Below are 12,437 nucleotides of genomic sequence, written 5' to 3' on the forward strand. Positions count from 1 at the left end.
TTCCCTGGGGCGTTTGCTTCCCTGGGCTGAGGGTTTGCTTTCCGAGGCCGGGTCTCGCCCCGGCAGGCGACCTACTTTTCTTTGCTTCGCCAAAGAAACGTAGGCAAAAGAAAGGCGACCCCGCTGTCTGCGACCCCTGCGCTTCGCTACGGGGCAACCTGCGGTGCTCACGTTTCGCGGGGTCCGCAGAACTCGCTTCGCTCAAACAGCTGCGGCCCTGATCCGCGAAACGCTGCGCTCCTCGGCGCAGCCAGAGGGGGTTGGATACCGAACGAGCCATCGCTTCGCTCGGCTCGGGCTCCCTCTCCCCTTGGGGAGAGGGAGCAAGTCCCAAGGCCGAGCGCAGCGATGGCCCGAAGGCTTCCCCTCCCTTCTGGCTGCGCCGAGGAGCGCAGACGCCAGTGGGATCAGGGCCGCAGCTGTTTGAGCGAAGCGAGTTCTGCGGACCCCCACTGGCGTCGAGCACCGCAGGTTGCCCGTAGCGAAGCGAAGGGACGCAGACAGCAGGGTCGCCTTTTCTTTGCTTACTTTCTTTTGGCGAAGCAAAAGAAAGTGAGTCGCCCGCCGGGGCGAGACCCGGCCTCGAAAAGCAAACTAGGCAGCAAGCCAGTGAACGCTGAAGAGCCTCTCAGGATCCGTCCACACAGCACCAGGCCGAAACCCAGCCCGCACCGCCAAAGCACGCAACCCTTCAACGGTGAACTTATGCGAGTACTCCGTATGAATCGTCTCCCCTTCCTCGAACCCGAACCTCTCCCCCTTCAAGGAAACGCTCTGAGCCCGCCGACTCACAAGGTGCATCTCGATCCGCTGACGCGGCGCGTTGTAGAACGCCGCATGCGCAAAGCCATCAAGATCAAAGTCCGCATCCAGTTCCGAATTCGCCCGACGCAGCAGGTTGAGATTGAACTCCCCCGTCACCCCTTGCGCATCGTTGTAGGCTGCATGCAGCCGCCCCGGGTCTTTCACCAGATCGACGCCGATCAGCAAGCCCCCGCCGCGCAGCATGCGAGCAGCCAGTTGCAAGAAGGCCAACGCCTCTTCAGGCTCGAAATTGCCAATCGTCGAACCGGGAAAGAACCCCACACGCCGCCCTGCCCCAGCCATCGGCGCAGGCAGCACGAGTGGCATCGTGTAGTCCGCTGCAATGGGCTGCACCACGAGCTTCGGATAGTCCGCCTTCAACCGCTCGGCCGCAGCTTCGAGATGCTCGCCTGAAATGTCGATGGGCAGATAACGCTTGGGCGTCTCCAGCGCATCGAGCAACAACCGCACCTTGGTCAGCGAGCCCGCGCCGAATTCGACGATCTCGGCGTTCGGTCCGATCTGCCCCGCGATCTCTTCCGCACACTCGCCAAGAATCCGCAGCTCGGTGCGCGTGGGGTAGTACTCGGGCAACTCGCAGATGCGGTCGAACAGTTGCGACCCCGCGGCGTCGTAGAAGAACTTGGGCGAAATGCTGCGCGGCGTGCGCGCAAGGCCTGCCTGCATCTCTCGCCCGAATTCGGACAGCGGCTCGCCCGCCGATGGCGCGCGTTGCGATGACTGCTGCTGCGGCTTCGCGGGTACGAACGACAGCGAAGAAGACGAGGTGTTTGGATTGCGCATGATCAAAGGTCTTTCGCGAGCCGCAGCCCCGAGAACTGCCAGCGCGCCGCCGGCGGAAAGAAGTTGCGATAGCTGGGTCGCGTGTGCCCGGCCGGCGTGGCCACGCCGCCACCGCGCAACACCAGTTGCCCCACCATGAACTTGCCGTTGTATTCGGCCGCGATGCCGGGCATCGGGCGAAAGCCCGGGTACGGGTCATAGGACGACCGCGTCCACTGCCAGACATGGCCGGTCATCTGCACGATGCCGGGTGCGTCGCACGCGGCTTCCCACTCGAACTCGGTCGGCAGTCGCGCGCCGGCCCATTCGGCATACGCGGCGGCTTCATAGAAACTCAGTTGCGCCACCGGCGCATCGGCCTCCATCGGGCGCACGCCGTGAAGGCCGAACACATGCCAGCCGGCTGCAGCGCCTTGCGGCGACGGTTGCTGCTGTTGCGGCTGCAAATCGGCTGCAAGACGCGGATCGTCCGGCGCGAGCCAGTACGCCGGATGACGCCATCCATGTGCCTGCACCGCAGCCCAGCCATCGGACAACCAGAGTTCGGCCCGCTGGTAGCCGCCATCGGCAATGAACTGCGCATAGTCGCCGCAGTTCACAAGACGATCGGCAATGGCATAGGGCTGCACCAGCGCCTGATGGCGTGGCGTCTCGTTGTCGAAAGAAAAATCGTCGCCCGCATGCCCCACCTCGACCACACCACCGGGCCGCGACAGCCAGCGCACCGCAGGCGGCACAGCAGCCAACCGCACAGCCGGCCCGCTCGCAGGCTTGTAGGCAGGCAGCAGCGGATTGCACGACAGCGCATGCAGGATGTCGGTGAGCAGCAGTTCCTGGTGCTGCTGCTCGTGGTTGAGCCCGAGCGTGACGATGGGCTCGATTGCGGCCCAATCGAGCCCGCCCTCTTCGAGCAGTGCAATCACCGCTTCGTCCACATGCCGGCGGTACGCATGCACCTCGTCCACCGAAGGCCGCGTCAGCAGTCCGCGATGCGGTCGCGGATGGCGTGGCCCCAGCGCTTCGTAGTACGAGTTGAAGAGGTAATGAAAACGCGGATCGAAGGGCTGGTAGCGCGCCGCATGCGGCTGCAGCAGCACGGTCTCGAAGAACCAGGTGGTGTGCGCCAGATGCCACTTGGTGGGGCTCGCATCGGGCATCGACTGGATGCACTGGTCTTCGGGCGAAAGCGGCGCGGCGAGCGCCAGGCTCATGGCGCGCACCTCACGAAACTTGTCGCGCAGTGCGCCCGCCGCCTGTGTGATCGGCCGGGAAAGCGTCATGGGGACTCCAGTGAGGTCAGCCGCAAGTTTTAGCCCATTCAGGTTGCGGCCGTGCGTAGGACAGAACGCCGCGGGCCCGCAGCCAGAAATTCGGCGGGCAGCCACTGTGGCACAAGATTCGAGGGCGTGCAAAACGCCTGCGTATCATCCGTCGGATGCAAACGACCAACCCTTCGGACAGGCCGCGTGTCGTCATCGTCGGCTGCGGATTCGGCGGACTCGAAGCGGCGCGCAAGCTGCAGAGCGCCGACGTCGATGTCACGGTGATCGACAAGACCAACCACCATCTGTTCCAGCCCCTGCTCTACCAGGTGGCGACCGCGGGGCTTGCCGCGCCGTCGATCGCGGCGCCGGTGCGCTCGCTGTTCCGCAAGCAGCCGCGCATCACCACGCTGCTGGGCGAAGTGAGCGCCATCGACCCGGCCGCGCGCACGGTGCAACTGGCCCGCGGCGACCACGTGCCGTATGACCACCTGATCGTGGCCGCCGGCGCCACGCACAGCTACTTCGGGCACGACGAATGGGCGCCCGTCGCGCCGGGGCTGAAGACGCTGGCCGATGCCTTCGAGATCCGCCGCCGGGTGCTGCTGTCCTTCGAGGCCGCCGAAATCACTGCCGACCTGGAACACCGCCGCGCCCTGCTCACCTTCGTGGTGATCGGCGCCGGGCCCACGGGCGTGGAGATGGCCGGCACGCTGGCCGAGATTGCCAAGCACACGCTCTCGGGCGAGTTCCGCCACATCGATCCGTCGAGCGCGCAGGTGCTGCTGGTCGAAGGCGGCCCGCGCGTGCTGCAGGCCATGCCCGAATCGCTGAGCCAGAAGGCGCTGGAGCAACTCGAAAAGCTGGGCGTCGAAGTACGGCTGAATGCGCGCGTCACCGCCATCGACGCCACCGGGCTCGAAGTGCAGACCGGTGGCGGCGCAGATGGCGCGGCCGTCACGAGCTACCGAATCGATAGCAGTTGCGTGGTCTGGGCGGCCGGTGTCGCGGCCTCGCCGCTGGGGCGCATGCTCGGCGATGCCACCGGCGTCGAATGCGACCGCGCGGGCCGCATCAAGGTCGAGCCCGACCTGAGCCTGGCGGGCCACCCCGAGATCAGCGTGGTGGGCGACCTTGCGGCCGCCATGAGCCACGCACCCGACAAGCCGCCGAAGCCGGTGCCCGGCGTGTCACCCGGCGCCAAGCAGATGGGGCGCGCGGCGGCCGCGAACATCCTGCGCCGCATCGCGGGCCAGCCCACGGTGCCGTTCCGCTATGCGGACTACGGCAACCTGGCCACCATCGGCCGCAATTCGGCGGTGGTGGACCTGGGCACGCCCTTCGGCCCGCTGCGCTTCAGCGGCCGGCTGGCGTGGCTGTTCTGGCTGTTCGCGCACGCGTATTTTTTGATCGGCTTTCGCAACCGCATCGTGGTGATGATGGACTGGGCCGGCGCCTACTGGAGCTTCCAGCGCAATGCGCGCGTGGTGGCGGATGTGCAGGGCAAGAGCGAGTCTTAGCCCGCATGTCGTTGTTCTGGTGGACCGCCTCCTGAGAACGTCCCGCGCTTGCGAGACGGCATTCGCTCGGTCGCCGATTGTTCAGCTCGCGAACATCCGTTGCCGACGACGTCCTCATGAGGGTTTTGTCCGATCCTTCTGAATTCCGAACAGGCACATCAGGCTTCCCGCCAGCAGCAGCGCAACCGATATACCGAGCGACCAATGCATGCCGCGCATGAACGGCTCTGGCGCAGTGTCGCGTACCAGATAGCCAAACACGGCCACGCCCAACATGCCTCCGATCTGGCGTGCCGAGTTGAGGACACCCGAGGCGATGCCGGCGCGCGAGGCCTCGACCGATGACAGCGTGGCGTTGGTCATCGTTGGCACGGTCAGGGCGACACCGCTGGCCGCCAAGAGCATCGGAACGACCAGCATCCCATATGAGCCGGCGATGCTGACCGGCAGAAGCATCAGATAGCCGCAAGCTGCAAGTGCCAGCCCCAGAACCATCAGGCGCCTGGCGCCCATGCGGGTGATCAAACGTCCGGCGATGACGTTCACCGCCATCAGAACGATCGTCATCGGCAGGAACGCCAGGCCCGTCTGCTGGGGCGAAAGCTGCTGCTCGATCTGGAAGAACAGGCTGAAGACAAAGATCAGCCCGTAGTAGGCAAAGTTCACGACAACGCCGGCCAGCGAAGCCACGGTGAAAGTACGGATGCGAAAGAGAGCAAGGGGCAGCATCGGCGCCTGGCTGCGCAACTCGATGCGCACGAAGCTGATGGCCGCAACCAGTGCCAGCATGAGGCAACCCAGTACCCACGGATGCTGCCAGCCCAGGCGACCGGCGTCGGTCAGAGCCACCGTGAGAGCGGCCAGTGCCGAGATGATCGCCACCTGACCGGGAAGATCAAGGTTGCGGCGATTGCCAGCGCTCCCCGGCGCGGTATGGCGCAAGGTAAGGAACAGTCCGATCAAACCAACAGGCAGGTTGATCAGGAAAATGCTGCGCCAGCCGGTGTGCGTGATCAGCAACCCGCCCAACACCGGCCCTGCAGCCAAGGAAATACCGCCGATGGCGCCCCACCAACCGACCGCGCGGCTGCGCTGCTCCCGATCGGGGAAAGCCTGCTGCAACATGGAAAGGGAATTGGGCACCAGCAGCGCCGCGCCCAGACCCTGGATCACTCGCGCAGCCACCAATGCCGACAGGTTGGGGGCCAGACCGCAGGCTCCCGATGCCAGCGTGAACAGGACAAGGCCGAATATGAAAACCCGCCGGGCGCCAAAGCGATCACCCAGCGCACCACTGGTGAGGAGCAACGCTGCGAAGACCAGCGTGTAGGCGTTGAGCACCCATTGCAGTCCCGACACGTCAGCACCGAACTCCTGGCGGAGGGCCTCGAGGGCAACGTTGACAACACTGACATCCAACAGGACGACGACGAATCCGAGTGCGGCAGCTACCAGCGTGGCACGAGGATGGTGAGCAGAAATTGAAGGCTTCAAAATGATCCAGAAGAGCTGATTCACTTCGATGCTAGGTCGGTGGGCTGTCCGCGTAAATTCCACATAAGCTCCAGTCATACTGGAGAAAATGCACCGATGTTCGACTGGGAAAATCTTCGCCATTTCCTCGCGGTTGCCCGTGCCGGCACGTTGTCGGGTGCCGCCCGTGCCCTGCAGGTAGACCATGCAACGGTCAGTCGGCGGCTGACCGCGTTTGAAAATGAATTGCAGGCCTCATTGGTCCAGCGGTTGCCACGTGCCTGCCGGCTGACCCCGATGGGACAACAGGTCTTTCAACAAGCGCAGGCCATGGAGGAAGGCGCTTATGCCATCGAGCGACGCGCCCAAGCGAGTCTGCAACCGCTGAATGGCAAAGTGACGCTCAGTGCGCCGCCCATCCTGGCAACGCACTTGCTGGCCGGGAAGCTGGCCGACTTCCGTGTCGCCTATCCTGGGATCCAGCTTTCCATATCGGCACAGGCCCATCAGGTTTCGCTCAGCCACAGGGAAGCCGATGTCGCACTGCGGTTGGTACGCCCAAAGGAAGCGGGCAGTGTCGTGCGCAAGCTGGGGTGCATGCCCTTTGCGCTGTATGCAAGTCGCGACTATGCGCCGCTGCGCCGCCCGCAGGACTGGACGTTCATTGCCTATGACGCACAGTTCGCAGACATGCCGCAGCAACACTGGCTTCTGGGAATCGCCGGCCACCGGCCAGTGGGCTGCGAACTCAGCGACATCAGCGGTCACCTGGCCGCAGCACGCGCGGGGGCCGGCGTCGCGGGGCTGCCGTGCTTTCTCGCCGATTCCGATCCGACACTGCTGCGTCTGAAGCACGAAGGCGAGAGCTTTTCGCGCGACATCTGGTTGGTGGTGCATCGCGACCTGCGACGTGCGGCGCCAATGCGCGCGGTGATGGATTTTCTGATCGAGGTTGTAGCTTCGCAAAAGGCGCTCGCCTTGGATAGGACAAGGTAGGTCGGGAGAGAGCCGCCACAAGCCTGCCGTTTCAATGGCAGGGCGAAACATGGGATCTCCAGTGGGCCAGCCGCAAGTCTGAGAGCGCCCACGCCTGCGGGACGGCGCTCGCCCAGGCGCTCAGAAGAACCCGCCCCAATGCGGTTGCTCGCGCTGCCGCTTGCGCCATTCCCAGGGCGGCGTCGGTTTCGCATCGGCCCACAGGCCCAGGCGCTTTGCGCGTGCGCCGTCCTGCAGCTTGAACAGCCCGCCGCCGCGCTTGGTGGCCAGCCGGTTGTAGTCGTACACCCAGGCCCAGCCTTGGGACACCATGCGGCTGCCGGCGTCCTCGCCGCTGCAGCTCACGTCGGCCACCGTGCGGCCGTAGCGGTCGGTGTCGATCTCGGTGATGAGCGCCTGCTCGCGAAAGCACATGTCGCTCAGCGCCTGCTTGCTGCGCTGGCCGTAAGGCTGTGCTTTTTCGGGTGCGTCGATGGCCGCGATGCGCACCCTGACGCGCTCGTAGGCGCCGATGCGGCCGCAGCGCGCGGTGAGCGTGTCGCCGTCGCTGATGCCGACGACAAGGCAGGTTCGGGGAGCGGCGTGGGTCAGGAAAGAGGAAAAGGCAAGAAGGCTGGAAAGCAGCAGCGCGCGCAAGAGCATGAAGAAGAAACGGGAGGTAGGCAGAATGGCGGGACCGATCAAGGCTAAGTGATCCCTTCGCCGGAACGGATCGGTACACAGACTTTTTCTTTTGAGCAGCGCGCCGAAGGAGAGCAAGCACCATGCAAGAACCCACCCAGGACGACTGGTTCCTCGCGGCGAACGACGCATGGGATGCCGGCTCGCACAAGAAGGCGCTCTCGCTGTTCCTCAAGGCTGCCGCGGCGGGCGAGATCCACGCGCTGAACAGCGTCGGCTATTTCCTCGACCACGGCATCGGCGTGAAGAAAAACGCCGCCGCCGCGCGCGACTGGTATCGCAAGGCGGCCAAGGCAGGCGACGCCGCAGGGTGCGCCAACCTCGCCATCTGCTACCGCGACGAAGGCAACTTCCGCTGGGCGCGGTTCTGGTTCGAGCGGGCCTATGCGCAAGGCGATGGCGACGCGGCGCTGGAACTGGGACGGCTCTTTCTCTGGGAGGGCGCGAACCAGAACGACCACAAGGTCGTTCACTACCTGGGCAAGGCCGCAGCCTCGCCGTCGATCACGCCGAACGGCAGGAAAGAAGCGCAGGCGCTGCTGAAGTCGCTGGGGCGCAAATAGAGCCCCGGCGGTTCCCGCAGCCTTGTTTACTTCTTCGCCCCGTTTTCGTCTTCCTGCAGCAGCCGCCACATCACCTTGCCGCTGTCATCACCGATCTCATCCACGCAGGCGTTGACAGCCTCACTGTTGCCCAACTGTCCGAGACCAGTGTCGTGATGATCGAGAAGCACTACCCTCACGCGCGATCACGCAAGGGCGGCCCTTGCATCGCTAGCCTTTTAGGCTGGGGCCACTGAATTGAATGACGGCCTGAATCCCTCATGCTCGCTGAATGTTGGATTCCGACGCGTACTGACCCTAGATCTTCACTGAATACTGCCCCTACTTTGTGAGACCGAAGGTCTCACGGTTTGGATAAGTTCTTGATGTTCTCCTTTGTGTGGATCTGCCGCAGATTGCGCCGCTGTTTCCGTGAGTTGGCGGCCTCGATCGCGAGCCAGGTCGCGAGCTTCTCGGCATGGGGGTCGGACTTGCTGCAGCTCGTCCTCTTGGCGTAGTACGGCATTTCTTCGCCCGCTCACAGGTGCTTCTTTACGGTGTCGCGAGATAGGCCTGTACGCCTGGCTATCTCGCGGATGGACATCTGCTCGCGCAGGGCCCAGCGTCAGATGACACTCAATCTCGCTGCGTCTAGCACTTCTAGGATCCCCCTTTGAAAATGAGCAGGGCAGGGTTTTACGTGGGTCATGTTTTAGACGGAAATTACTACACCAACTGGGGATGCGGATGCGGCGCTGCGAGGCATCGCGCAGACCTACTGGCTTGAGCGTGAGCTGGCCGCCTTGACGACCGAGGAGCAACTGGCCAGAAGACAGGAGCACGCCAGGCCGCCGTGGGAGGGCCTGACGCAAAACCTGCTCGACGGTGCAGTGAACGTCGTCAACAATCATTGTAAAAACCAGATTCGTCCATGGGCTCTTGGCAGGCAAGCATGGTTGCTCGCTGGCAGCGAACTGGCTGGTCAACGTGCTGCGGCCGTGATGAATCTCGTGCAGCCGGCCAAGATGCATGGCCAAGATCCCTAGACTTACCTCAAAGACGTCCTCACCAGGCTGCTGACTCAACTGAACAGCCGCATCGACGAACTGCTCCCACACAACTGGCAACTCGCAGCCTGATCAGCAAAGCGCATACGAGGCCCCGCCAATTGACGTCAAGGTGGGACGCCGAGCTACCTACAGTGCCGCAGTGCTTCGTCAAGGTGGTCTTGCGCCAACGGCGTGAAGCAGCGAACGAACTGCGCCAGCGGATTGGCTTCTGGTAGCTCGAGCAGCGGTTCCCAGATCAGCTACGCAGTCGCGGCCCGTCGGCGGCCTGACTGCCGCAACCCCAACCGGGTAGGGATATGGCATCAGCATTGATCGTCAGATGCCCGGGAGCCCCGCGCTCGCTTCTAAAAAATACGTTTTGTTTCAAACAAGCCGCACTAATGCTGGCCCCTTTTCTTCTCTCGCGGGGCATCTCAGTAAGCACCTCGATGAGCTCAAGCCCGGGAATGAATTTTTGTTGCTCGCCGAGCCGATCTCGAGAAGCCGCTCTTTTGGCAAATGGTTTTGGGGTGGAAATAGATCGGCTTTGATTGCGCAACGGTATGTTGAGATAGAAAAGAATGCATGCAGATTTGGCACTAAATGGCGTCGAACGCCCGCTTCGCCGTTACCGCTTCGCAGCACGGCGCACAGCACCACCGCAGGTCATCAATGGACGGCCCATCTTCGCTTGTTGAATCGATGTCGGTCTTGGAGCGCCTCCTTGTCTGGTGACCCAGAACGGCTGATGCCAACGCCTGGTGCATATGTTCGGCAAGCTCAAGGAAGCACGCCGATACGACTTCATCGCCGACATGAAATTGTCGCCCCCGAAAACCAGCCCCACCTCAGGAAATCATCCGGATATGTTTCGTGCAGCCCTTTTTTATTCGTGCCTTGTTCTTCTGGTCGAGTGCCTGCTCTCCGCAGCCCTTCTTCTGCCGATATGGGCTCGGTCGGAAACGCTCGACAGCGGACTGATCACGTCGATCGCCAAGAGCGTTCCGAAGCAGGTGGCAACGACGAACGCGCCGGACACCGACCCACTTCACTATCAGACGCTGGAAGGAACTCATTTCTCATACCGATGCCATGTTCCCCATGTCATGAAGACCAGGCAGGCCGCTGTCGAAGTTTGCGAAATCGATCCGGTGAAGCTGCAGATCATTAATTGGCCAGAGACTGAAGTCATTCACCTGGTGACCGGCTCCGTCTCAATCACATCCATCGATGGTGCCGCTCATCGATACGTTGCAGGCGATATCTTCGTTCTGCCCGAAGGCTTCAAAGGTGTTTGGGACCAACCCAGTCCTTTGTCGAAAGTCGTTGTACGCCATCCTCTTTCTTGGACCAACTGACTGTTCTTTTCAAAAAAACAAGAAAACTGGCAGATGTCGAAACGGAGTGGCATGACGCGACAAGTCTATTTGGGTGCACCGCAGTACGCAGCTGGAATGCTGCGCCCCATTGAGCATTCAATTGCGGATCCGAGCACGTGTGCTTCACTGCGAGCCAGCACACATGGCGCAAACACTTTCGCCCACCACGAATCGTGTGTGAGCGAACTGGCCAAGGCCGCTATTCGCTCTTGCCTGACCAGTGTCCCGATGGAGGCGGCCGAAATAGACGCTGTCTTTCTTGTCTCATGCACGCTCGATGCGCAGAACAACCTCCAGCCTGTCTGGCTGGGGGAACTGGCTGAATGCTCGGGGCTGCAACAGGTGCCTCACTACCACATCGGCATCACGGGCTGTGCGGGCTTTCATTGGGCCACTCGACTGGCTTCGGCCATGGTTGCGTCTGGAAATTCCGATCGCGTACTGGTCGTCATGTTCGACAAGGCGACATCACCCTTGCAACGCCTGTACGGCGAAGGAACGGCATTCATGTACGTGACCGGCGACGCCGCGGCAGCCTGCATCGTCAGCGCCTCCTCATCGGGCATGGACTATCGGCTGCTCGGCCAGGTCATCAATCTGCACGACAGCAACCAGATCGCCGTGCCCTCGATGGATGCCGAGATCTACAAGATCTCGGAACTCTTCACAGCGGCCTATGCGCAGGCAGGCAGATCGGCGCGGGACATCGACCATTTCATCAGCAACAACTACTCGCTGGAAGTCAGCCGCCTCTACTGCCAGCTTGCCGAGGTGGATTTCCGAAAAGCCGTCACTTCGCCGATCGGGACGCATGCCCACTGCTTCAGTGCCGACAACCTCATCGGCCTGCGACAACTGGCCGACGGCAAGGAACTGAACGCAGGGAATACCGTGCTGTGCTTCAGCGCGGGGCCGCATCAATGGGGTGCATGCCTTCTCGAAAAACTCGGACCGACAAGCGAGATGACCTGATGCAGAGCACCGTTTCCCGTTTCCATCGCATCGTCGAGACACACCCGGATTGCCCTGCCCTGGTCTCTGACATGGAGCAAGTCAGCTACCGCGATCTCGATCGCCGCTCGGCGAGGATTGCAGAAGCGATACGCCATTGGTTCTGGTCCGAAAAATCCCGCGCGATCACTTCAACGGACGTGATTGGCGTCTGCATAGAAAAGTGCGCCAGCCTGTACGCCGCCATTTTCGGAATACTCGAAACCGGCGCCAGCTACGTACCACTCGACCCCGATCTGCCGCAGGAGATTCGGCAGCACATTGTCGATAAATGCGGATGCCAGCTGATCCTCGTCACCGAGTCTCCATCGAACACTCCAGATCGATGTGCAGTACTTTCAGTCGACCGGGTGCCCTCGAGCGATCTTCCATCTGTTGTGCAACCTGCGGGCATTCTGCCGACGGACCTGTGCTACTCCATCTTCACCTCCGGCACGACAGGAAAACCCAAAGGGGTCATGGTGAACCATGGAAACGTCATCAATCTGGTCGACTGGGCCATCGAGCACCTCGGCATTACCCCCGGAAGTCGCGCCCTGCAGTACTCCACCGTCAATTTCGACGCATCGATACTCGACATCTTTCCAACGCTGTTGAGCGGCGGTGCACTGTGCATTCCCACCGCGAGCCAGCGGCTCTCGGCAACGGAATTGGCGGCCTTCTGCCGGCGACATGGCGTCGACCGCGCGTTTCTCCCGCCAACCCTGCTTGCCGTGCTCGACCCCGGCGCGTTCGACACGATCTCCACGCTCCTGACCGGTGGTGAGGCTTGCAGTCCCCAGGTGGTACGCACCTGGTCTGTTAGTGCCGACGCAATCTTGACCAGCTAAACCGCAAAGTGCCGATCCAATATTGACCAGGGTGTTCCACTGACCTGCTGAGAATTTCAGCAGGGATTCAAGGTGATCACCATGGA

At 62.5% G+C, this 12,437-nt stretch carries 11 protein-coding genes and 2 pseudogenes; 7 read left to right on the top strand and 6 right to left on the bottom strand.

The annotated features are described in order from the left end of the window. Positions 1 to 594 precede the first annotated feature (594 nt). Both egtD and egtB read right to left on the bottom strand, forming a co-directional pair. A complete protein-coding gene (egtD, locus tag ACSFB7_RS24210; protein ID WP_435474695.1) occupies positions 595 to 1,608 on the bottom strand; it encodes an L-histidine N(alpha)-methyltransferase in 1,014 nt (337 codons plus the stop codon). A gap of 2 nt (positions 1,609 to 1,610) precedes the next feature. Further along, positions 1,611 to 2,888: an ergothioneine biosynthesis protein EgtB gene (gene egtB / locus ACSFB7_RS24215; RefSeq protein ID WP_435474697.1), complete on the bottom strand. Its 1,278-nt coding sequence runs from the start codon at positions 2,886 to 2,888 to the stop codon at positions 1,611 to 1,613. Between the two features lie 155 nt (positions 2,889 to 3,043). On the opposite strand from egtB, the gene ACSFB7_RS24220 reads away from it, so the two are divergent. After that, a complete protein-coding gene (locus tag ACSFB7_RS24220) occupies positions 3,044 to 4,390 on the top strand; it encodes an NAD(P)/FAD-dependent oxidoreductase (RefSeq protein ID WP_435474699.1) in 1,347 nt (448 codons plus the stop codon). A 114-nt stretch (positions 4,391 to 4,504) separates the two neighbouring features. Here ACSFB7_RS24220 and ACSFB7_RS24225 read toward each other — a convergent pair whose 3' ends face one another. Continuing rightward, on the bottom strand, positions 4,505 to 5,908 hold the full coding sequence (locus ACSFB7_RS24225) for an MFS transporter (RefSeq protein WP_435474701.1): 1,404 nt from the start codon (positions 5,906 to 5,908) through the stop codon (positions 4,505 to 4,507). A gap of 72 nt (positions 5,909 to 5,980) precedes the next feature. On the opposite strand from ACSFB7_RS24225, the gene ACSFB7_RS24230 reads away from it, so the two are divergent. Further along, positions 5,981 to 6,859, top strand: a complete 879-nt coding sequence (locus tag ACSFB7_RS24230) for a LysR family transcriptional regulator (protein ID WP_435474703.1) — start codon at positions 5,981 to 5,983, stop codon at positions 6,857 to 6,859. Between the two features lie 120 nt (positions 6,860 to 6,979). Here ACSFB7_RS24230 and ACSFB7_RS24235 read toward each other — a convergent pair whose 3' ends face one another. Further along, on the bottom strand, positions 6,980 to 7,501 hold the full coding sequence (locus tag ACSFB7_RS24235) for a thermonuclease family protein (protein ID WP_435474705.1): 522 nt from the start codon (positions 7,499 to 7,501) through the stop codon (positions 6,980 to 6,982). Between the two features lie 122 nt (positions 7,502 to 7,623). Here ACSFB7_RS24235 and ACSFB7_RS24240 point away from each other — a divergent pair, with 122 nt between their 5' ends. Beyond that, positions 7,624 to 8,103 (top strand): tetratricopeptide repeat protein, encoded by a 480-nt coding sequence (locus ACSFB7_RS24240; protein WP_435474707.1) that lies wholly within the window; start codon positions 7,624 to 7,626, stop codon positions 8,101 to 8,103. Between the two features lie 26 nt (positions 8,104 to 8,129). On the opposite strand, the gene ACSFB7_RS24245 is transcribed toward ACSFB7_RS24240, so the two are convergent. Continuing rightward, positions 8,130 to 8,273, bottom strand: coding sequence for a hypothetical protein (locus tag ACSFB7_RS24245; RefSeq protein ID WP_435474709.1), 144 nt, complete (start codon positions 8,271 to 8,273; stop codon positions 8,130 to 8,132). A gap of 209 nt (positions 8,274 to 8,482) precedes the next feature. Beyond that, positions 8,483 to 8,698 (bottom strand): annotated as a pseudogene (locus ACSFB7_RS24250) (IS21 family transposase); the annotation flags it as partial. Positions 8,699 to 8,936: 238 nt separating this feature from the next. On the opposite strand from ACSFB7_RS24250, the pseudogene ACSFB7_RS24255 reads away from it, so the two are divergent. The 4 genes and pseudogenes from ACSFB7_RS24255 to ACSFB7_RS24270 form a co-directional block, all read left to right on the top strand. Beyond that, a pseudogene (locus tag ACSFB7_RS24255) lies at positions 8,937 to 9,221 on the top strand (transposase domain-containing protein); the annotation flags it as partial. Positions 9,222 to 9,898: 677 nt separating this feature from the next. After that, complete coding sequence (locus ACSFB7_RS24260; RefSeq protein WP_435474711.1) at positions 9,899 to 10,489, top strand: cupin domain-containing protein; 591 nt, start codon at positions 9,899 to 9,901, stop codon at positions 10,487 to 10,489. Positions 10,490 to 10,687: 198 nt separating this feature from the next. After that, positions 10,688 to 11,482 (top strand): 3-oxoacyl-[acyl-carrier-protein] synthase III C-terminal domain-containing protein, encoded by a 795-nt coding sequence (locus tag ACSFB7_RS24265; protein WP_435474713.1) that lies wholly within the window; start codon positions 10,688 to 10,690, stop codon positions 11,480 to 11,482. Then, positions 11,482 to 12,351 carry an AMP-binding protein gene (locus tag ACSFB7_RS24270; protein ID WP_435474715.1) on the top strand — a complete coding sequence of 290 codons (870 nt, stop codon included), beginning with the start codon at positions 11,482 to 11,484 and terminating at the stop codon, positions 12,349 to 12,351. Before ACSFB7_RS24265 ends, ACSFB7_RS24270 begins: the two co-directional genes overlap by 1 nt. The last annotated feature ends 86 nt before the right edge of the window (positions 12,352 to 12,437 follow it).

It is taken from the genome of Variovorax raffinosi (assembly GCF_051216615.1).
Classification (GTDB): Bacteria; Pseudomonadota; Gammaproteobacteria; order Burkholderiales; family Burkholderiaceae_C; genus Variovorax.